The sequence below is a fragment of the Mesorhizobium sp. WSM4312 genome (assembly GCF_002294875.1).
GTDB lineage: Bacteria > Pseudomonadota > Alphaproteobacteria > Rhizobiales > Rhizobiaceae > Mesorhizobium.
Map to the genome: position 1 here is coordinate 117,991 of NZ_NSFU01000017.1, position 20,823 is coordinate 138,813.

A 20,823-nucleotide genomic window follows, 5' to 3' on the forward strand; every position below is an offset into this window, starting at 1 on the left:
CGATCAGGACCAAGGGCGTTTGACTCCGATCAAGGAAGGCTGGTGTCCTTGCCGTCAGATGGCTGTTCAAATGGAGAAGAGCCATGCAGACGAATGCAACGCCTCGATACGACGCCAGCGTCAACACGACCGGTTGCTGCCCCAGATTCAATCCCGAGGGCTGGGACGGTCAGGAACTGCACTTCAGGGACAAACGGTTTGTCAAAGCCACGACCCACAGCGTCATGCATATCCCGGTGAACATGGGCAGCGTCTTCGCGCGTGTCAACAAACACATCGAGGACGCCGGTGCTTCCGATCCCGATCAGCTCATCGTTCTCAGCAGGGATGTCTCGCCCTGGAGCAGCGAGCATCTGTTTGCGGCCTCGAAACCTGTCGCCAACGAAGAGATGACCACGCTGAGCGGCGACTATGTGACCAAATTGTTCGAGGGGCCATACAGCCAGGCGAGGGCGTGGGACGAAGAAATGCGGGAAATTGCGCGTCATCGAAACGCAGAGGGGCGCGAGGTCTATTTCTTCTACACGACATGCCCGAAATGCGCCGAAGCCTACGGCAAGAACTATGTCGTCGCCATCGCGGCGGTGGCCTAGGATCGTCCAGGTTCGGTGGCTGGAGCGCCGGGCTCGACCCAGGTACCGCGTTCCCCTCTGACGATTGCGACGGCGTCATCGAGCTTGCCGATCGCCGCGGGTTTCCCCGTTTCTTCAGCGAATTCGATTGCGGCACCGACCTTGGGCCCCATGGAGCCGGCTGGAAAATTCCGTTCCGAGATCTCCTTGGCGGTCACGCGCCGAAGCGCATGCGCGGCAGCCGTTCCATAGTCGACATAGACGGCGTCGACATCCGTCAGCATGAGCAGCATGTCGGCCTTTAACGCGCGAGCGAGAAGCGAGCTTGCCAGATCCTTGTCGATGACGGCCTCCACGCCGCAAAGACTGCCGTCATCCCGGGCTATCACCGGAACCCCGCCGCCGCCGGTGCAGACGACGATCACGCCACGTTCGACCAAAAACGAAATCACGGACGCTTCCAGAATCTCCAACGGCTTGGGCGAGGCCACGACACGGCGCCATTTTTCGCCATCGGGCGCGATCTGCCAGCCGCGCTCGCCGGCAAGCCTATGCGCGGTTGCCTTGTCGTAGACCGGGCCGATCGGCTTCGTCGGGTGAGCGAAAGCCTGATCTTGCGGATCTACTTTCACCTGCGTCAGCAGGGTCGCAAAAAGCCTCTCCTTGAGGAGGTTGCCGAGCTCCTGCTCGATGACGTAACCGATCATGCCGGCGCTCTCGGCGCCAAGCACGTCGAGCGGAAACGTGCCGCCGTCCGACGTTGCCGCTGCCTGCAGGGCCAGAAGTCCCACCTGAGGCCCATTGCCGTGTGTGACGACAATCGAGTGCCCTTCGTCGACAAGTTCCGCGAGCACCGAAGCGGCGCGCACGATGTTGGCGCGCTGGTTGTCGGCTGTCATCGGTTCTCCACGACGCAGCAATGCGTTTCCGCCGAGCGCAACAACGACAAGCATCTCAGTTGCCGATCGTGGCGACGAGCAGGGCCTTGATCGTGTGCATCCGGTTTTCGGCCTGGTCGAAGACAATCGACGCAGCCGACTCGAATACGTCGTCGGTGACCTCCATGCAGTCGATGCCGTACTCCTTTGCGATGAACTCGCCGATCTCGGTACCGGTGTCGTGGAACGCCGGCAGGCAATGCATGAATTTGACGTGGGGATTGCCGGCGGCAGCCATCACCTCGCCGGTGACCCGATATGGTGTCAGAAGGCGAATGCGCTCGGCCCAGCCCGATTTGTCCTCGCCCATCGACATCCACACGTCGGTGTAGATGAAATCAGCATCCTGCACGCAACTCGACACGTCCTCGTCGAGCCGGAAGCGGCCGCCGCTTTGTGCTGCCAGCCCTCGGACATGGGCGCAGAATGCCTCATCCGGCCAGAGCTCCCTTGGCGAGGCTATGCGCATGTCGATGCCGACCTTGGCAGCTCCAAGCGCCAGCGACAGCGCGACATTGTCGCGCCCTTCGCCAACGAAGGCGACGGTCATGTCAGAAAGATGCTTGTGCGTGAATTCGCGCATGGTCATGAAGTCGGCGAGAATCTGGGTCGGATGCGCCTCATCGGTGAGGCCGTTGTAGACGGGCACGCCGGCATGCGCGGCAAGCAGTTCGGCCTGATGCTGGCCAAAGCCTCGGTATTCGATCGCGTCGTACATCCGGCCGAGCACGCGAGCAGTATCCTTCATCGATTCCTTGTGGCCGATATGACTGCCGGTGGGGCCGAAATAGGTAACATGAGCGCCCTGGTCATAGGCCGCTACCTCGAACCCGGTCCGCGTGCGCGTCGAATCCTTCTCGAAGATCAACGCGATGTTCTTCCGGACAAGACGCGGGATTTCGTGGCCGGCGAGCTTGGCTGCCTTCAGGTCGGCTGCGAGCTTCAGCAGGAAACGGATCTCGTCGGCCGTGAGATCGTCCAAGGTCAGGACGGAGCGGCCATGAAGATTGATCGACATGGGAATTCCTTTCGGTTCAGATCGGGTCGCGCACAATCGGGCAGGTCATGCAGTGCCCGCCGCCTCGGCCGCGGCTGAGTTCGGCGCCTTCGACTGTGATCACTTCAATCCCGGCACGGCGCAGCAGTGTGTTGGTGTAGACGTTGCGGTCGTAGCCGATGACCACGCCGGGCTCGACCGCAACGACGTTGTTGCCATCATCCCATTGCTCGCGCTCGGCCTCGTAGCGGTCGCCGCCGGTGGCGATGATGCGCAGCGACTTCAGACCAAGGGCTTCCGCAACCACCGTCGTGAACGGCTTTGCCTCATCGGTGACCTCGACGGCCGTCTCTCCATCGCCAGGCCGCAGTGAGAAAGTGCGCATCCGGTCGACCACCGGCGGATACAACGTGACAAGGTCGCGATCGCAGAAAGTGAAGACGGTGTCGAGATGCATGAAACTTCGGTCCCTGGGCATCAGCGCAGCAATCACACGCGTCGCCTCGCCGGAGGCAAACAGGCTGCGCGCGAGATCGCCGACGGCTTGCGGCGTGGTGCGCTCGCCCATGCCGACGAGAACCGCTCCACCACCGATCGGCATGACGTCGCCGCCTTCCAGGCTGGTTCCTGTTCCCAGATCCGGTGAAACAAAGGGCACCCCGCTGTCGCGGAAGCGGGGATGGAAGCGGTAGACGGCTTCGACATTGGCCGCCTCCGGGCGCCTTGCAGGCCAATACATGGAATTGACCGAGACCGACCCGTAAATCCAGCAGGAGCTGTCACGCGTGAAAAGCTGGTTCGGCAGCGGCGGCACTACGAAATCTTGAGGAGCGAGCGTCCTTCCGGTCAGGCCTTTGGGTTCGAAAGGAAGCTCTGCCCGGGCAATGCCGCCGACAAGGCAGGACGACAATTGCTCCGATGACATCTCGTTGAGCCATCCCCGCAGTTCGCCGACCATGTCCAGCCCGACGACGCCGGGATGAATCCGGCGGTCGAGGAGCCAGTCGCGCGCCTTGCTCAGGCGCATTGTCTCAGCCAGGAGTTCCCCGAAGGAATGCACCAGCACGCCGCGTTCGCGCAAGGCATCGACGAAGACGTCATGCTCGTGGCGGGCCCGCTTGACCCACAGCACGTCGTCGAAGAGCAGCGCCTTGCAGTTGTCCGGTGTCAGCCTGCGTAGGCTGAGGTCCGGACGGTGGACCATCACCTCGCGCAGCCGGCCGACTTCGGAATGGACACCCAGGCTTGTCATCGCGTCAACCCTCGCACAGCGGGCCTCTCACAGCGGACTGACGGCGCCGGTCCACATCTCGTAGACCGCGAGGATGGCGACCGCGATGAGGATCCCGGCGAGGGCGGCCTCGGCGGTATGGAACACGCGCTGATTGGTTTCACGGCGCGCCCAGACGTAGAAGATGATGCCTGGGGCATAGAGGATCGCGCACATGAACAGGTAGGCCGGGCCTGCTGCATAGACGAGCCACAAGCCGTAGACCGTTGCCACCAACCCGGCCAAAAGCGGGCCAGTGCGTTGCTCGCCGCTCTCGTAGCTCTCGCCGGTCAGCGCGAGCTTGGCAGCGTAAGCTCCAGAAAAGATATAGGGAACAAGGATTGCGGCCGACGCGATGTAGAACAATGCCTGATAGGTGCTTTGCGCGAACAGCGTGATCACCAGGAAAGCCTGGACAAGGAGGTTGGTGATCAGAAGTGAGGTCGCCGGCACACCGCGATCGCTTTCACGGCCGAAGAATTTCGGCATTGTCCCATCCTTGGCGGCGACATGTGGAATTTCTGCCGCGAGCAGCGTCCAGCTCAGGAAGGCGCCAACCACCGATACCACAAGCGCGAGGTTGATCAGGATAGCGCCGAAGGGACCGACAACCGCTTCCAGCACGCCCGCCATAGACGGATTCTTCAGCACTGCGAGCTCGGGTTGGCTGAGGATGCCGAGCGACAGCAGCGACACCAGGGCGTAGAGCGCAAGGCAGGTGAAGAAGCCGAGAACAGTTGCCGTGGCGATGTCCTTGCGACGTTCTGCGCGGCCGGAAAAGACGCTGGCGCCTTCGATGCCGATGAACACCCACAGGGTCACCAGCATCGTGCTCTTCACCTGTGCGGTGATCGAACCGAGACTGGCGTTGCCCAGACCGGTGAAGTCGAGCGACCAGACTTGCAGTTTGAAGGCAACCACGACAACCCCGACGAACAGGACGATCGGAGCGATCTTTGCCGCCGTGACGATGAGGTTCACGACCGCTGCCTGCCGGATACCGGCGAGAACCAGGACGTGGATCAGCCAAAGCAGGATCGATGCGCCGAGCACCGCCTGCCATGTGTTCCCATCACCGAAGGCCGGAAAGAAATAGGACAACGCGCTGAACACGATCACCGCGTAGGAGACGTTGCCGACCCAGGCGCTGATCCAGTAGCCCCAGGCGCTGTTGAAGCCGATGAAGGGGCCGAAGCCGGCCTTGGCGTAGGCGTAGGGCCCTGCGTCCAGCTCGGGCTTGCGGGTGGCTAGCGATTGATAGACGAAGACCAGTGCCAGCATGCCCACGGCTGTGATCGCCCAGCCGATCAGGATGGCAAGGGGGCCGGCCCCTGCAGCCATATTTTGCGGAAGGCTGAATACGCCGGAGCCGACCATCGAACCGATCACCAGTGCGGTGAGGGCCCCTACACGAAGTTTCGTTGGCGCCGCAGTCGCGACTCTCCGAACTGGGACGTTGATATCAGTCGTAGTCATGGACGCTCTCCCTAATCTGAAGGCTCTGATGGGAGGCAATAGACAGGAAGCCAGCACCAACGGCTTTGATGCGGGTCAATAAGCCTTTGCTGAATAAAGCTGAATAAAAGAGTGGCGATGGTGTTCCGGTTTCTGGGTCGCATCGCGTGCTTTCCGAGCCATGTCGAACAGGAGCGACCGACTTGCGCCCCAGAAATCGTCCAAGGCGCAAATCGGGCCCGGTCGGTTAATGGCTGTCAGGCAATGTCCGCCGGCTCGGCTTTGCGTTTTCGCCCCGTGATCATGGCCCGTACCAGGTTTTCGCGATGGCGAAAGCTTGCCAGAACGACGCCGCCTATATGGAAAAGGACCAGCAGAAGTAGGCCGTGTGCGCTGAGGCTGTGCATCGTTTCGACCCACGACACGCCGAAATAGGCGTCCGTCGTCATCAGCCAACCGGTCAGTGCGGTTGAACCCATCGCCGCGATCAGCATGAGTATCATTGCACCGCCGGCAGGGTTGTGGCCGATGTAGCGGGCTTCGCGACCGTGCAGCAACGCCCAGAGGTAGCGCAGCACCGTTTCCGGGTCACGCACGAATTGCGAGAAGCGCGCATAGGGTGTGCCAAGGACACCCCACACGAGCCGCGTCACGACCAGCCCGGCAGCAGTGTAGCCAGCCCAATAGTGGACGTCCTCCGAAGAATGGGAAGTGAGCCAGGCCGTGACGAAGCTGAGCACCAGCGCCCAGTGAAAGCCTCGCACGACTCGGTCCCAGACGCGCACCATCTCCAGCGATGGTTGCGCGTCCGCCGCTATTGAAGCGTTCCGATCAGTTTTCGCCGGCTTCGGCATTATCGAGCTTTTCAAGGGTCTCGGCATTGTAGGCGAGATTCACTTTCTTGCCGACCTTGTCGACTGCGTAGACTTCATAGCAACCCTTCTCGACCTTGATCTGGCGGACCGTGAGACCTTCGCCGATCAATTGCGCCTCGAGCGTTGCCTTGGGCTTGAACTGTGATTTCGGCGCGGTGCTGCAGCTGCCGCCAGCAGCGAGCGCCGGTCCTGCAAGCATGCCGGCGAGCGCGGCGAGGACGAGTGTGCGATACATAATGGCTCCATTCGAGAGGTTGGGCGCTGATGTTGCGCCTTGAGGGGTGGATTTCGACCGGTTCGGCCAGACGGCGGTATGACCGTCATTGGTGCGGGATAGCCAATTCAACCTGACAACTGGCTGACAGCGGCTTCGGCATCGCCGATCGGGCTCACCGCCGGTCGGTTTGATTTGGCGCAAGGATCGCGGGTGGCGCCGCGAGCAGGATGGTGGCCGGGATACAGAGCGCTTCTGCTACTATCCCAAGGAGAAAAGTCATGAAAACCATGTTGAGGAGAGCTTCGCTTGGGGTTGCCGCCATAATGCTTATGCTCGGCAGCGCCAGCGCGACCCGGGCTGCTTCGATTGTCCAGGTCTCTTTGTGGGACAAGGGGGCAAGCGTGCAAATGCCCATGGGGCTCGCTTATGCGACGCCCGGGATCGATCTTTCGAAGGCCACCATGGGTATGAAGGCTTCCCCCGGAGCGGTGAAGGCCGGGGAGGTCACATTCAACGTGAAAAATGACTCCAAGGACACCGTTCACGAAATGATCGTCATGTATCTTGCCGATCCTGGCAAGCCGCTTCCCTATCTGGATGCCGAGAACCGGGTCGACGAAGACAAAGCAGGCGACAAGGGCGAGGTTTCAGAGCTCGATCCCGGCAAATCAGGCGCATTGACCGTCGAACTGAAGGCTGGAAAATACCTGCTTGTCTGCAACGTACCGGGTCACTATGGAGCCGGCATGTGGACCGAATTCACTGTCGATCCATAGGCCTTGAACCTGGCGACCCTGCGATTGTCGCAGTTTTTGAAAGCTCGCCGGGATCGCCGGTCCTGTCGGTTTGGCTGCCGCAGGACGGCAAGGTTACGACCGAAGGCAAGGTCAACGGTTGGGCCGAGCGTTGGCTCGACGAAACAGACGGATTGGGCGGTCTGGGCATTTTTTCCTGCGGCGTATGGAGCGCGTCATGAAAGCGATGGTGCTCGAAAAGGTCGGCGCCCCCTTGAAGCTGGTCGACAGGCCCGATCCCATGCCTGGGACGGGCGAGATAAGGCTGAAGGTCGAGGCATGCGCTGTCTGTCGCACTGATCTGCACGCGATTGATGGGGATCTGCGTCATCCAAAACTGCCGCTCATTCCGGGTCACGAAATCGTCGGCATCGTCGATTCTGTGGGCAAGGGCGTCGCGCGGTCCAGGGTGGGGCGCCGAGTTGGCGTACCTTGGCTCGGTCACACTTGCGGGCATTGTCCCTACTGCCTCGCAGGGAGTGAAAACCTTTGCGATCAGCCGGATTTCACGGGCTACACGCGCGATGGCGGCTTCGCCAGCCATGTCATTGCGGACGCGCAATTCGCTTTCGATCTGGACCGGGATGCCGATCCCGTATCGCAGGCGCCGTTGCTTTGCGCTGGCCTGATCGGCTGGCGATGCCTGAAGAAGGCCGGTGACGGCAAGCGGCTCGGGATTTACGGCTTCGGCGCTGCCGCGCATATAGTCGCCCAGATCGCGATCTGGCAAGGTCGTGAGATCTTCGCTGTCACCCGGCCGGGTGACAAGCAAGCACAGGAATTTGCTCGTACGCTCGGAGCGACCTGGGCGTGTGGCTCTGATGAACTTCCGCCAAGGCAGCTCGATGCCGCGATCATCTTCGCTCCCGTCGGTGACCTGGTGCCGATCGCGCTTGGCGCTGTCCGTAAGGGCGGCAGGGTGATTTGCGGCGGCATCCACATGAGCGACATTCCGGCGATGGCCTATGAGTTGCTCTGGGAAGAGCGTGAATTGGTGTCGGTGGCAAACCTGACGCGCCGCGACGCGGAAGAGTTCTTTCCCATTGCCAGGCGCGCCCAGGTGCACACGCACACCAAGGTGTACCCGCTGGAGCAGGCCAATCAGGCGCTGGACGATCTGAGGCAAGGCAGATTGAGCGGCGCCGCCGTCCTGGTGCCATGATTGACAGTCGAGAATTATCCGGCCCGTCCTCCCAGACCGCGCATTTGCCGGATCCACTTCGCACGGGTCGCATCGCCGGCGCCGGCGACCATGCCGAACAATGTCTCACGCACCGGACTGATGCCGACGAAATGCAGGATGCTCCGCCGCATGCCGGCCAGGCCATGTCCAAGGAACCACAGGCGGTAGAGAACGGCAGGCATGCCCATCGTCACCACGACGCGTGCGGAGCGGCCGCGAAGCAATGTCTTGGTGAAGCCGCCGCCCTTGTCCGGGTAGGCAAAGGCGGTTCCCGGCCGCATGACCTGTTCCAGGAATGCCTTGAGCATGGCCGGCATGGTTCCGAGCCACAGTGGAAAGACAAAGACGATGTGCTCGGCCCAGACGATCGCGTCGGCGGCCTCCCTGAGGCCGGCGGGAACCGCACCATGCTCGAACTCCTGCATTGTCCGCAGCATTGGAAAATCGAGCGCCGCCAGATCGACCCGGCGCACGGCGTGTCCCGCCTTCTCCGCGCCATCGCCATAGGCTTTGGCAAGGCCGCGGCAGAGCCGCTCGGGGGACGGGTCGGGATGGCCGACCACAATGAGGATGCGTCGCGACATGGTCTACTCGCAGCAAATCTGTCGTCGCGGCGTCAAGGCCGCTCGACCCGTGCCACCTGGTAGGTGTGCATGGCGCCGTTGCGCTCGATCGACACATATTCGCCGGTCACGAACCGTTCGTCGCCGAGATGAAAGCCGATTTCGTCGTCGCGATCGCCTTCGGCGTAGTCGAAATACCATTGTCCGCCCGGCTTGCGCCTCAGTCTGCCGATCAGGTCCTCCTCGCCGGTGCGGAAGCGGCGAACGCGACAGGAAGCCCTGTGCGATTTCCACTCTTCCGCATCGATCCGGCCTTCGCCGGTCAGCGGAGCCAGCACGTCGTAGCCCTCTTCGCGGTCGCCTTCCGGGTGACCCTTTTCACGGGCCAGCAGCAGCCGGACGTGGCGGAATTTGGGGGTGAGATCCTTCAAACTGGTCATGGCAAACTCCTTTACGGAGTTTCATAGAGCGGTGGCTGGACCTGGCCCTTGATCCGCATCAAACAAAACCCGGTCGCCGCGCGTCTTTCAGGTGCCGAGCAACAGCATGGCGCCGTAGCCGGCGGCCGCAGCGGCCAGGGTTGCGCCGGCCAGAGGCACCCAGAATCTGACCGGACCGGCAAATACCGCGAGCGACAGCCGGCCGACAGCATTTGCCGCCAGCGCCGCGAGCACGGCCCGGCCCACCGTCTCGATGGACACGGAATGCTTGGCCAGGCGCAACGCGCCGAGCACCGCAACATCGACATCGAACGTACCTGCAAGCGCCGAACTCGCCAGCAAGCCGCGCCCGCCGAATTGGGCGGCCAATCCGGCGCTCGCGGTCGCGACGATCGCGAAGAGCAAGGCGAAGAGCAGCAATGGGCCAAGTTCGAAGGGATTGCGTGCCATGGCGCTCCCTTCGCCATTTCCTCTATCGCGGGTCAGCAGCAATGCGCCGCAGGCAGCGAAGACGAGGGCAGCCGCGATGGCCGGAATGCCGACCCAGGCGAAGACGCTCGGCTCGATGATCAGAACCACGGCGCAGACGCGGAGCACGGAAACCAATGCAGCCAATGATGCCGCTCCTGCGAGCGAAAGCGGGTTGCTTGCCGAAGCGGCGTTGCGGGCAAGCGCCAAGGTCACGGCGGTGGACGAGACGATCGCCCCGGCGAGCGAACTGACGAGCAGGCCGCGCGTATTTCCCAGAATACGAACAGCCACATAGCCAGCGAACGAAATCGAGGCCATCAGCACCGTCAGGAACCAGACCTCCCACGGATTGAAACCTCCCCACGGGTCCATCGTCCGGTTCGGCAGCAAGGGCAGGACGATCGCCGTCATCACCGCCAGGATGAGAGCCGATCGCAGTTCGATCCAGGTCAGTCGCTTCAGCAGGCCGTGCAGCACCTCTCGGCTGGCCAGGATTGCCGCCAATGCCGCACCGCCGGCGGCAGCCGCCCGATAGTCGTCGGTGACCGAAAGCGCGCCCAGCGCAAAAACGCCAAGCCCCGCGATCACGCTCGTGACACTGAAATCCTCGTCATGGGCAGCTTCGCGCGCCTTGTACCAGGCAAAGATTGCGGCAAAGGCGATGAACCCGCCGACCAGCACCGATACTGCACCGAGTGCGTTGGCAAGTGCGGCCAGAACGCCGCCGAGCAGGCCGGATATGCCAAAGGTGCGAATGCCCGCCGTGCGGCTGCGATCGGGCGCCTCCCGTTCGCGCCAGCCACGTTCCAGTCCAACGAGCAAGCCAATTGCCAGGGCCAGTCCGAGCCGGGCGATAAGCGGATCCATTGCCGCTGCGGCTTTCAGGCGGCGACCGTCGACAGACGGTCGCGAACCCACCCGACGATCTGGCCTGCCGTCATTGCGCCTGATCTGCGCGCGATTTCACGCCCGCCATGGAAGAGGATCATCGTCGGGATGCCGCGAATGCCGAGCCTTGCCGCAACACCCTGCTCATTGTCTGAGTTGAGCTTGAGCAGGCGAACATGTGGCTCCAGTTCGCGCGCCGCCGCTTCGTAGGCCGGAGCCATCATCTTGCACGGGCCACACCATGGTGCCCAGATGTCGACGACAACGGGAATACTGCTGCGCGCAATCTCGTGGTCGAACGCCTTGGCGTCGACGTCCAGCGGGTGACCTGAAAACAGCCTGTTCCCGCACTTTCCGCATTTGGCCTCGTCGGCATTGCGCGCCGGCGGCAGGCGATTGACCCCGCCGCATTTGCCGCAAACCACCAGATTCTGCTGTGCCATGCCCGTTCACCGATCCGTTGTTGTCCACTATGCGCGCCGGAGACGTCCGTCGCCAAGGGCGCGCAGTGCGTTCAAGATGACCGCCACGTCGATCCCTTCCTGAAGCAATGCACCTGCCACCGGTGCGATCTGCCCCATGGCCGCCGCAGCCATTGCCACACCCGAGAGCGCCAGCCCGACAACGATGCTCTGCAGGGCGATCGCACGCGTCCGTCGGGCGATCCGCACCGCCTCGGCGACAGGCCCCAGCCGGTCGGTGAGAACGATGACATCGGCCGCTTCGGACGAGGCTGTCGCCCCGCGCGCGCCCATGGCGACGCCGACCGTCGCCGCGGCAAGGGCGGGCGCATCGTTGATGCCATCGCCAACCATCATTGTCGGCGCTCTTGCTTTCTCGGCCTCGACGATCGCGACCTTGTCCGCGGGAATGGCATCGGCGACGACGGCGTCCAGATCCAGCATGGAAGAGATACGCTTTGCGGCGGCACCGTCATCACCCGTCAGCAGGACCATGCGCGTGATGCCGGCCGAGCGCAGGTTGACGAGCGTGTCGTGTGCATCGGCACGCATCGCATCGCCGAAAGTAAACACGCCGGCAAGTCGTCCGCCAAGTGCGACAAAAATCCTGAGCACCGGCTCGTCCCGGTATTTTTCTTCGCCGCTTTTCGCCCAGCCGGGCAGCGGCTTGTCGGCGAGCACGAGAGCCCGCGATCCCGCCGCGATCGCCATGTTTTCGACCCGACCCTTCAGGCCCGCGCCGCGATGCTCGCGGACATCACGCGGAGGCGAAAGCATCAGCTGTCTGCCGCGCGCCGTCCGGATGATCGAGTCGGCGAGCACATGGTGCGAGGCCTGCTCCAGGGATGCCAACAGGCGCAGCAGATGGCTCGCGTCGCGGCCGGGCGCGGCTTCGATTTCGATGAGCTCGGCGCCGCCGATGGTCAAGGTCCCCGTCTTGTCGAAGATCGCTGTTCGGGCTTGCGCGAGGGCCTCCAGGGCCGTGCTGCCTTTCATCAGGATGCCGGCCCGTGCGGCTCGCGAGACGCCGCCGATGAACGCAACAGGAGCAGCGAGGATGAGCGGGCAGGGCGTTGCGACGACCAGCACCGCAAGCGCCCTGATCGGGTCGCCGGAAATATACCAGGCGGCGCCGGAAACCAGCAGAGTGGCTGGCAACAGGAACAGGGCAAAGCGGTCCGCCATGCGAATGAACGGAGATTTCGCGGTCTGTGCTGCGGCGACCATGCGCACGATCGCTGCATAAGTGCTTTCCTCGGCGAGGGCCGAAGCCCGCATGCTGAAGGTCTCGCCCGCATTGACAGTACCGCTACGCAGCATGTCGCCCGCGGTCCGTCGTTCCGGCAGCGGCTCTCCGGTCACCGCGGACTCATCGATCGAGGCTGAAGCATCGAGCAGGATACCGTCGACCGGAAGCAGTTCGCCGGCGCGTACCAGAAGGGTGTCGCCGACAACGACCTTTTCGACGGAAATCCTTTCCGTTCCGTGTGTCGATTCGCGGTGTGCGACACGCGGTGACCGGTCGGTGAGTGCCTTGAGGTTCCGCTCGGCACGGCCGCGGGCAAAATCCTCGAGCACGGTGCCGCCGGCATACATGATGGCGACCACTATCGCGGCCAGCGGTTGTCCAAGCAGCAGCGCGGCGGACATGGACACCAACGCAATTGCATCGACACCAAAGCGGCCGATCCAGAAATCACGCAGAATGGAGATGGCGAGAGCCGCCACCACGGGCAAGGTGGCCACCGTCCAGATCGTGCCGGCATCAAAGGGCCCGAGCCCGCTTCGCCAGGCTCCGATGCCGCCAGCGAAACCCAGGATCGCGATGACCAGCAATGCGCGCCGCAGAGTGGACTCGTTCATGCGATGCCTTCCGATTTGATCGATGCCCACCAATTTTCGCTGGCACTGACGGGCGTGTCGAACTCAAGCAAACAGCTAGTCCCGATAGGCTGGTGAAGACTTTGATCCAACGCAACGAACGGGCAAGATCGACAGGCGATTATCGCTACGAACAGGAGGCATAGGGGTGACGATCCGAAATCTCGAATATGCGTTCGCTCCGAAGTCGGTCGCCATCTTCGGTGCATCAGGGCGTGACGGCTCGGTCGGCCGTGTCGTGTTCGACAACATCGTCAACGGCGGCTTTGAAGGCGAGATCTGGCCGGTCAACCCGAAATATTCCGAAATTGGAAATCGGCCGTGCTACGCCAAGACTGCCGTTCTGCCTGATATTCCAGACCTCGGTGTCATCGTCACGCCGCCGGACACGGTTCCCGGCATCGTGCGCGAGCTCGGTGACAGGGGGACGCGGGCCGCGGTCGTGATCACCGCCGGGCTTACCCGCGAGAACGGCCTGCGTCAGGCCATGCTCGACGCTGCCAAGCCCACACTGTTCCGCATCATCGGGCCGAATACGGTCGGACTGATGATCCCGCCCGTCAAACTCAACGCCGGATTTGCGCATATGGCCGCCAAGCCTGGCAACATCGCACTGCTGTCGCAATCAGGCGCCATTGCCACGTCGCTGATCGACTGGGCAGGCGATAACAATGTCGGCTTCTCCCAGATCGTCTCGCTCGGCGACATGGCCGATGTCGATGTGGGGGACTGCCTCGACATGCTGGCGGGCGACATGCACACCCACGCCATCGTGATGTATCTCGAAACCATTCCCAATCCGCGCAAGTTCATGTCGGCGGCGCGCGCCGCCGCGCGCCTCAAGCCGGTGATCGTTATCAAATCGGGCCGGCACGAGCAGGCGGCCAAGGCCGCCGCCACCCATACCGGCGCGCTGTCCGGGGCGGATCGTGTGGTCGATGCCGCATTGCTGCGCGCAGGCATCCTGCGCGTCAAAGGCCTGGCCGAGTTGTTCGATGCGGTTGAAACGACCGCCCGCTTCGCTCCGCTGGAGCGAGCCCGCGTCGGCATCGTCACCAATGGCGGTGGCGCCGGCGTGCTTGCCGTCGACCAACTTGTCGACTGCAACGGGGAACTGGCCGAACTCGCACCGGGAACGATTGCCCGCCTGGATGCCGTCCTGCCGGCCACATGGTCGCATGCCAATCCGGTCGACATCATCGGCGACGCTCCGCCTGAGCGTTACCGGGCCGCGGTCGAGGCCATCGCGGCCGATGCTGGGACCGACGTTGTCCTGGTCATGAACTGCCCGACCGGGCTCGGCTCGCCGCTCGCCGCGGCAAGCGCGGTGGCAACGCTCGCGCAGGACGGCAAGATCGGCGGCAAACCGGTCCTGACCTGCTGGCTTGGCGAACACACGGCGCGCGAAGGGCGACGTGTTCTTCAGGACGCCGGGATTGCCAGCCTCGAGACACCCGCTGATGCCGCGACGGCCGTATCCTACCTCGCCGACTGGTCGCGAGCGCAGCGGGCCCTGCTGCGTACGCCGTCGAGCCACGGCGAGGCCGCCACGAGAGGTCGAGAAGCGGTGCTTGCCCTATTCAGGCGGGTCGCCAGGGAAGGCCGGTGCATGCTGACCGAACCCGAGGCCAAGGCGGCGATTTCCGCCTACGGCATCCCGGTGCCCGAAACGATCATCGCCAGATCCCCTGCCGAAGCGGGGAAAGCGGCGAGCCGGCTTCTCAAGACATCCGAGCAGGTCGTCGTCAAGCTGCTGTCAAAGGCGATCTCGCACAAATCGGACATTGGCGGGGTGGTGCTCGGCATAGCATCCGCGGCGGCAGCCGAGGAGGCCGCCCGCTCGGTGAAGGCCCGGTTGCGCAAGCACGACCCCCAGGCCGATATCGAGGGTTATGCCGTACAGCCGATGGTGGTGCGAAAGCAGGCTCAGGAACTGATCCTTGGTGTCACCCGCGATCCAATTTTCGGCCCGGTTCTGCTATTCGGGGCGGGTGGCGTCGCCGTTGAAGTGACCGACGATACCGCAATCGCGTTGCCGCCGCTCGACGACGTTCTTGCCGGTGACCTGATCGGGCAAACGCGGATCGGCCGGCTGCTCGCCGGATTCCGCGATCGCAAACCCGCGGATCGGCAGGCGATCGTCGCGGTGCTCAACGGGCTGTCGCAGATGGTCGTCGACTTTCCGTGCCTCGTATCAATGGACATCAATCCGTTGCTCGCCGACACCGACGGTGTGATCGCATTGGATGCACGCATCGAGATCGAACCGGAGCGCGTGGAAGAAGCCGGGCCGAATCCCGCACTGTGCATCCGGCCTTACCCGTCAGGTTGGGAGAAGGAAATTTCGGCAGGAGGCGCTCGCTATCGTATCCGGCCGATCAGGCCGGGGGACATTGCGCTCTATCCCGAATTCCTCGGCAGGATTTCGCCCGACGATCTGCGCCTGCGGTTTCTGTCGCCGCGCAAAGGCTTCTCCGACCAGATGTTGAAGCGGCTCACCCAGCTCGACTACGACCGCAACATGGCTTTCGTCGCATTGGACACGAGCACTGGCGCGCTGGCAGGCATCAGCCGCTTGTCCTGCGATCCCGACCACGTCAGCGCCGAATACGCATTGCTGGTGCGGACGGACTTGCAGGGTCATGGTCTGGGTTGGGAGTTGCTCAGCCAGATCATCGATTATGCAAAGGCCGACGGGATCCGCCGCATCGAAGGTATCGTGCTCAGTGAGAACAGCAAGATGCTGGCAATGTGCCGTGAATTCGGCTTCTCCATCATGCGCCTTCCGAACGAGCCGGGGCTTGTCGAGGCCAAGCTCGAACTCGGTTGAGGTCGATCATTCGCAACAGTCAGGAGGCCGTGCGCAAGGTCTCGGAAGCATCGCGCTGCCAACATCTCCTCAGTTCCGCGGCGATGTCGACGGGCTTTCGATCGGAATCGGTCCTGCGCCAGCTGGCCTTGCCGGCTTTTCGCTGCAATTGACGCGAGAGGATATCCACCGTTGCATCCGAGGGACCGCCCTTGCGTTCGCTGACCCGTTGCCAAAGGACGAGTGGATCCGCCTCCAGCCAGAAACCGAAGAATGGAATACCCCGGTCTCGCGCCGCCTTCTCGATCCGCTCACGATCGGCCGGTCTGTCGAAGACCGCATCAGCTACAACCGAGCCGCCCTCGGAGAGAATCAGGCCGGCGCGCCATGCCATTTCGTTGTAGACGCGGTCGGACACATCCGGTCGGTAGGCCTTGTCCGGCAGCCTGGTCTCGGCGGGCACGCCGTGCATCGCTTTGCGGATGCGGTCGCTTTCGACTATGCGCGCTCCGGGCGGCGCACCGACATGGGCGGCGAGCGCCTCGGCAATAGTCGTCTTGCCTGAACCACTGAGGCCGCCGATGGCAACGAGCCTCGGCGGCGTTTGCTGCAGAAATGTTCGGGCCAGTTCGAAATAGGATTGGGCCTCGGCAGTCAATTTGCCGGAATCGGCGCTGCCTTCCTCGACCTGGGTGGCGGTGACATGCGCGCGCACAGCTGCGCGCACCGCCATGAAGAAAGGCAGCAGGACAAAGCCATCCTCGTCATCGGCCTCGTCGAGGTAGCGGTTCATCACGAGATTGGCGAGCTCTGGGAAACCGCGATGCCAAAGGTCCATCAGCAAGAAGGCAAGGTCGTACAAGACATCGATGCTGGCGATCTGGTCATTGAATTCGATGCAATCGAAGAGGCGAGGCTCGCCATCGAAAAGGCAGATGTTGCGCAGGTGCAGATCGCCATGACACTGGCGGATTTTGCCCGCAGCCTCCCGGCGATCCAGCAATCCGGAATGGCGCGCGAGTGCGGTGCGGAAAGCCGCGGCAAACGTCTCGATCTCCCGCTTTGTAAAAACATGGCTGGTGCCAAAGCCGGCCTCGTTGATGTCGAGCACGCCCATCAAATTGAACGAGCCGGTGCCGTTGTGGATCCTCGGCGCGGCACGATGATATCCCACGACCATGCGTGCGACGGCCGTCATCAACGCTGGCGTCAGTTCTCCTGCGGTCGCCATCCGATCAAGGAGCCTCGACTGATCAAACCGGACCATCTCGATCACCGCATCGACCATTTGGCCGGCACCATCGAAAACGAGTTTGCCGTCGACTTCGCGGGTAATGCGCCGCACGCACAGATAAAGGCCGGGTGCGGTCTTGGCGTTGAGTTCCACCTCTTTCTCGCAAGCGGCCAGCCTTAGTGCTGGCGTCGAGAAATCGACATAGGGCAGCTTGACCGCCCGTTTGATCTTAAAGGCACGTCCACCAATCAAGAAAATTCGCGATATATGGGTCTCGATCGCTTCGACCGGTCCCGTCATGCCATAGGAGGCGGGATCAAGCAGGAACGCGATAGCGGATTGCTGCTCGTCAACGACCATGTCCGGCCTCTTCCATGCAGGCATCGTGCTGAGACTGTTGGAGCCTTGTGCTTTCATTGCTGCAACGTCTCGACATAACCGGCCAGATCATGGATCCGTTCCCTGGTGACGATTTCCCCGGCATTCGGGCCATATTTCTTCACGTCACCGGGAAGGAATTGCCGGCCCCAGACCGGCATGTCGCGATCGCCATGCGCCGGCACCATGCCGCGACCGTCGATGACGGCAAAAACGCGCCAATAGGGGAATTCGCCGCCATTGCGCCTGGAGAGGCGCGTCAGGTCGCTCGGCCGCTTCAACAACTCGTCGCCCAACGGGCCGTCGCCCTTGCCGTCTGGGCCATGGCAGACGGCGCATGAGTTCATGTATTCCGCCTTGCCGTTGCCGAGTTCCTGGGCGCCAGCCGCGTTGAGGGCCAATCCCGCCAGAATCGCCGCGATCAGGAATTTCATCTGCGTTTCCCCGATTGATCGACCGAAACTACAGCGTTGGCTTCCCCGCACGTTGATACGGATCAAATGCCGCCACTCCGGTGTTTGACTCAGCGCAATGAAATCACCGGGCGCCGCCGCTAATGACTGACATCACGACTGAACCTTCACTCGAAATCAGGAGTCGCCGGCGTGACTTTCAGGACACTGCTTACAGTTACCGGGCCGAACCAGGGCGGGGGCGATCTGAAGCTCGCCGCTGACCTGTGCGAACAGATCGATGCGCACCTTTCCGTGCTCGTCCTCGAGATTGCCGCACCGCCCTCGGGTGGTGAGTATGCTGCTGTCGTCTCGCCAGCCTGGCTGGAGGAGCGGCAGGCCGAGCTGAAGAGGCTTGAGAAACGAATTTCGGATGTCGCCGCCTTTCTTTCCCGAAGTGCGGTATCGGCTGATCTGAGTGACGACTATCCCGACATTGGATGGGCCGACGACGTGATCGGGAGGCGTGCTCGCTACGCCGATCTGACCATTCTGGGGCCGGATCTGCTGGCCGGCCACACTTTGAAGGATAAGGTCATCGAGGGCGTCTTGTTCTCATCGGGAAAGCCCATGCTCGTGGTTCCCGAGGGCTCGCGGCCAACGCTGACACCGAAACGCATCCTGGTCGCATGGGACGCTCGCCTTGAGTCATCGCGCGCTGTTCGCGAGTCGCTGGATCTGCTGAAAGGCGCCGATGACGTGCGCCTCGTGATGGTCGATCCGTTGGAGGGCGAATTCCATCACGGGGCCGAACCGGGGGCCGATGCCGCGACCTATCTTGCCCGGCACGGCGTGAAGGTTACGGTTGACCGGCTGCCGAGCTCGAACCATTCGGTTGCCGAAGTGCTTCGCCAGCATGCCGGCGACGTTGCGGCCGAGCTGATGGTCATGGGTGCCTACGGTCATTCCCGGTTGCGCGAGCGCGTTTTCGGCGGCGTCACCAAGTCGATGCTTGAGGGGCAATCGCTGCCGGTCTTGATGGCGCGGTAGCGGTTCGCACGAGGAAAAAGCGGGCCGGTGCGGTTTGCGCCGGCCCGCTCCCATTCTTGAAGGGTCGCGTATCTACTCGCTCGCCTCTCGCCCGGAGACCTGCTCGATCAGAATCCGGAAGAAAACATGCGGTGCATTGTCGGCAGCGGGAGGCGCGACCGGCTTGAGTGAGCCGGGTTCCCACCAGTCGGTGTGCTTGCTCAACACAGACCAGGCATGATCCCGCTGAAGCTTGTACCCGATACGATCCGGCAGCTCTTCATATCGACCATCGACAATGACGCTTCTCCATCCTCGGCCCTGCCCGTGTTCGTCGACCTGGACCGACACCAGCGGATTGGCCCGCATCCATTCGATTTTTTTGCCTGGCATGGAAAAAGCATAAAGATGAGCATCCGAATGGGCATAGTAGAGGGGCACGACGTAGGGCTGCCCGTCCTTCGCGCATGCCAGGCGGCCAACACGATTGGCCGTCAGGATTTTCGTGCATTCCAAGGCAGAAAGCGTGCGGACCAGCATCAATGTGATCTCCTGTTCTTCTCTGCCGCCGACCCGTCGCCCACCATATGGCGCTTGCGGGTCTTGTACAGCCGGCCAGCCTCATCCAGCGCGGCTGTCACTTCACTGTCGGAAAGCTGCGGGAACCGCAGGTAGTGATAACCCAATGCACGGAACCGCCCTGGCTGGCTAAGACATACCACGCGATCGGCCTCCGTCGCCAAATCGGCCAATGTATCCGGAGGAGACACCGGAACCGCCACGATGATCTCCCTGGGCGCCCGGTGCCTGAGCGCGCGTATGGCGACTTTCATGGTCGTTCCGGTTGCTGCCCCGTCGTCGACGAGGATCACCGTTTTACCTCCTACTGACAACGACCTGCGATTACCCTTGTAGGCGAGGCGCCGACGTTCGAGTTCCGGGCGTTCGAGAGCGACCAGCGAGGCAAGTTCGGCATCGTCGAGCGCATAAGCCTCGACGATCTCCCGGTTGAGCACGACGTCGGGTGGATTGCCATCCACGACAGCGGCTACCGCCAGTTCCGCGTTGCCCGGGGCACCGACTTTGCGGACGACGAGTACGTCGAGAGGCGCGCCCAGGGCTTTGGCGACTTCGGCGGCGACAGGAACCCCACCGCGAGGCAGCGCGAGAACGACCGGCTGGCAAAGATCGAGCCCGGCCAATTCGATGCCGAGTCTCTCTCCTGCCTGCTTACGGTCGCGAAACATTGTTCAATCCGCCGGCCAGAGTTCGCGAAGGGACTTCTTCATCGAGTTTCTCACCTGAGTGATCTCACCATGCGATATATGGCGATCGAGCAGCTTGAACACCGCCCTGATGGCGACGTCGAAATCGACGTCGTCATCGTAGCCGAAGCTGTTCCTGACGCAGAGGACAAAATCACGCTTCTTGCGCTCATGCCCAGGCGCCGATGGGGCCCAGCCCTCGAAGTATATGCCGCGAATCAAAACGGGCAGTTGCGCCGAGAAATCGGCCGTTTCCGCCGGCGGCAACCAATCTCGCATCGCGTGCAGAACGGACCTTAGAAGCCGGCATGCACTTGGCTCGCTCCAGCGGAGATCAGCGGCGAGCTCTTTTACCCACTGCTGTGCCTGCTGCGCAGCGTGGGTGAAGCCGGAAAAAGAGGTGTGGGACATGTGGCTCATGGTTCTACTCCCTAAAATTCAGAGGAAGCCGAAATGGATGAAGACGACTGAGCACATGGCCGCTTCAGCCTCCGGCCTTCGCCATGATCAGCGGAACGATCCGATCGCTCTTCGCAACAATGGGCCGTCCTGCCGAGCCGTAGGGAATGCCGAGCGCGTCCCATGTCTCGACCAGCGCGTCCTGCAGCTCGGCGATCAGCGCATCGGAATGGAACGGTGTCGGCGTGATGCGCAGACGTTCGGTGCCGCGCGGCACGGTCGGGTAGTTGATCGGCTGGATGTAGATGCCGT

General features: G+C 62.7%; 21 protein-coding genes and 1 pseudogene. 5 read left to right on the forward strand and 17 right to left on the reverse strand.

The window, feature by feature from the left end:
* Window positions 1-83 precede the first annotated feature (83 nt).
* Window positions 84-593 (forward strand): hydrolase, encoded by a 510-nt coding sequence (locus tag CK228_RS26610; protein WP_095775414.1) that lies wholly within the window; start codon window positions 84-86, stop codon window positions 591-593.
* On the opposite strand, the gene arcC is transcribed toward CK228_RS26610, so the two are convergent.
* The 6 genes from arcC to CK228_RS26640 all read right to left on the reverse strand — a co-directional run bounded on the left by arcC (window position 590) and on the right by CK228_RS26640 (window position 6,342).
* Entirely contained in the window at window positions 590-1,525 is a 936-nt protein-coding gene (arcC, locus tag CK228_RS26615) for a carbamate kinase (RefSeq protein ID WP_095789723.1), read from the reverse strand. The two genes, CK228_RS26610 and arcC, sit on opposite strands and share 4 nt — an antisense overlap.
* 1 nt (window position 1,526) lies before the next feature.
* Window positions 1,527-2,528 (reverse strand): ornithine carbamoyltransferase, encoded by a 1,002-nt coding sequence (gene argF, locus CK228_RS26620; RefSeq protein ID WP_095789724.1) that lies wholly within the window; start codon window positions 2,526-2,528, stop codon window positions 1,527-1,529.
* Window positions 2,529-2,544: 16 nt separating this feature from the next.
* Entirely contained in the window at window positions 2,545-3,759 is a 1,215-nt protein-coding gene (locus tag CK228_RS26625) for an arginine deiminase (protein ID WP_095789725.1), read from the reverse strand.
* Between the two features lie 27 nt (window positions 3,760-3,786).
* Window positions 3,787-5,310 (reverse strand): arginine-ornithine antiporter, encoded by a 1,524-nt coding sequence (gene arcD / locus CK228_RS26630; RefSeq protein ID WP_245438117.1) that lies wholly within the window; start codon window positions 5,308-5,310, stop codon window positions 3,787-3,789.
* A gap of 179 nt (window positions 5,311-5,489) precedes the next feature.
* Window positions 5,490-6,020, reverse strand: a complete 531-nt coding sequence (locus CK228_RS26635; protein ID WP_095775419.1) for a cytochrome b/b6 domain-containing protein — start codon at window positions 6,018-6,020, stop codon at window positions 5,490-5,492.
* A gap of 43 nt (window positions 6,021-6,063) precedes the next feature.
* Window positions 6,064-6,342 (reverse strand): PepSY domain-containing protein, encoded by a 279-nt coding sequence (locus CK228_RS26640; protein WP_095789727.1) that lies wholly within the window; start codon window positions 6,340-6,342, stop codon window positions 6,064-6,066.
* A gap of 260 nt (window positions 6,343-6,602) precedes the next feature.
* Between CK228_RS26640 and CK228_RS26645 the strand changes: the two genes are divergently transcribed.
* Window positions 6,603-7,100, forward strand: a complete 498-nt coding sequence (locus tag CK228_RS26645; protein WP_095789728.1) for a sulfocyanin-like copper-binding protein — start codon at window positions 6,603-6,605, stop codon at window positions 7,098-7,100.
* A 196-nt stretch (window positions 7,101-7,296) separates the two neighbouring features.
* Complete coding sequence (locus tag CK228_RS26650; RefSeq protein ID WP_095789745.1) at window positions 7,297-8,280, forward strand: zinc-dependent alcohol dehydrogenase family protein; 984 nt, start codon at window positions 7,297-7,299, stop codon at window positions 8,278-8,280.
* Window positions 8,281-8,294: 14 nt separating this feature from the next.
* Here the strand turns inward: CK228_RS26650 and CK228_RS26655 are convergent, their stop codons facing one another.
* The 5 genes from CK228_RS26655 to CK228_RS26675 all read right to left on the reverse strand — a co-directional run bounded on the left by CK228_RS26655 (window position 8,295) and on the right by CK228_RS26675 (window position 12,987).
* Window positions 8,295-8,885 carry an NAD(P)H-dependent oxidoreductase gene (locus tag CK228_RS26655; protein WP_095789729.1) on the reverse strand — a complete coding sequence of 197 codons (591 nt, stop codon included), beginning with the start codon at window positions 8,883-8,885 and terminating at the stop codon, window positions 8,295-8,297.
* 32 nt (window positions 8,886-8,917) lie between these two features.
* A complete protein-coding gene (locus tag CK228_RS26660; protein WP_095775423.1) occupies window positions 8,918-9,304 on the reverse strand; it encodes a hypothetical protein in 387 nt (128 codons plus the stop codon).
* Window positions 9,305-9,391: 87 nt separating this feature from the next.
* Window positions 9,392-10,642 carry an MgtC/SapB family protein gene (locus tag CK228_RS26665; protein ID WP_095789730.1) on the reverse strand — a complete coding sequence of 417 codons (1,251 nt, stop codon included), beginning with the start codon at window positions 10,640-10,642 and terminating at the stop codon, window positions 9,392-9,394.
* Window positions 10,643-10,656: 14 nt separating this feature from the next.
* Entirely contained in the window at window positions 10,657-11,106 is a 450-nt protein-coding gene (gene trxC / locus CK228_RS26670) for a thioredoxin TrxC (protein WP_095789731.1), read from the reverse strand.
* Between the two features lie 27 nt (window positions 11,107-11,133).
* Complete coding sequence (locus CK228_RS26675; RefSeq protein ID WP_095789746.1) at window positions 11,134-12,987, reverse strand: heavy metal translocating P-type ATPase; 1,854 nt, start codon at window positions 12,985-12,987, stop codon at window positions 11,134-11,136.
* Between the two features lie 166 nt (window positions 12,988-13,153).
* On the opposite strand from CK228_RS26675, the gene CK228_RS26680 reads away from it, so the two are divergent.
* Entirely contained in the window at window positions 13,154-15,835 is a 2,682-nt protein-coding gene (locus CK228_RS26680; RefSeq protein WP_095789732.1) for a bifunctional acetate--CoA ligase family protein/GNAT family N-acetyltransferase, read from the forward strand.
* Window positions 15,836-15,854: 19 nt separating this feature from the next.
* On the opposite strand, the gene CK228_RS26685 is transcribed toward CK228_RS26680, so the two are convergent.
* Together CK228_RS26685 and CK228_RS26690 are read right to left on the reverse strand one after the other, a co-directional pair.
* Complete coding sequence (locus CK228_RS26685) at window positions 15,855-17,432, reverse strand: bifunctional aminoglycoside phosphotransferase/ATP-binding protein (RefSeq protein WP_245438118.1); 1,578 nt, start codon at window positions 17,430-17,432, stop codon at window positions 15,855-15,857.
* A 29-nt stretch (window positions 17,433-17,461) separates the two neighbouring features.
* The gene (locus CK228_RS26690) at window positions 17,462-17,860 is read right to left on the reverse strand and encodes a cytochrome c (protein WP_095789733.1); all 399 of its coding nucleotides are present in this window, start codon (window positions 17,858-17,860) and stop codon (window positions 17,462-17,464) included.
* Window positions 17,861-18,031: 171 nt separating this feature from the next.
* Here CK228_RS26690 and CK228_RS26695 point away from each other — a divergent pair, with 171 nt between their 5' ends.
* Window positions 18,032-18,868 carry a universal stress protein gene (locus CK228_RS26695; protein WP_095775428.1) on the forward strand — a complete coding sequence of 279 codons (837 nt, stop codon included), beginning with the start codon at window positions 18,032-18,034 and terminating at the stop codon, window positions 18,866-18,868.
* A 72-nt stretch (window positions 18,869-18,940) separates the two neighbouring features.
* Here the strand turns inward: CK228_RS26695 and CK228_RS26700 are convergent, their stop codons facing one another.
* The 4 genes and pseudogenes from CK228_RS26700 to CK228_RS26715 form a co-directional block, all read right to left on the reverse strand.
* Window positions 18,941-19,387, reverse strand: coding sequence for a pyridoxamine 5'-phosphate oxidase family protein (locus CK228_RS26700; protein WP_095775429.1), 447 nt, complete (start codon window positions 19,385-19,387; stop codon window positions 18,941-18,943).
* Window positions 19,387-20,094, reverse strand: coding sequence for a phosphoribosyltransferase (locus CK228_RS26705; RefSeq protein WP_095775430.1), 708 nt, complete (start codon window positions 20,092-20,094; stop codon window positions 19,387-19,389). Before CK228_RS26705 ends, CK228_RS26700 begins: the two co-directional genes overlap by 1 nt.
* 3 nt (window positions 20,095-20,097) lie before the next feature.
* Entirely contained in the window at window positions 20,098-20,532 is a 435-nt protein-coding gene (locus CK228_RS26710; RefSeq protein ID WP_095775431.1) for a DUF2267 domain-containing protein, read from the reverse strand.
* A 64-nt stretch (window positions 20,533-20,596) separates the two neighbouring features.
* Window positions 20,597-20,823, reverse strand: a pseudogene (locus tag CK228_RS26715) (5-aminolevulinate synthase); the annotation flags it as partial.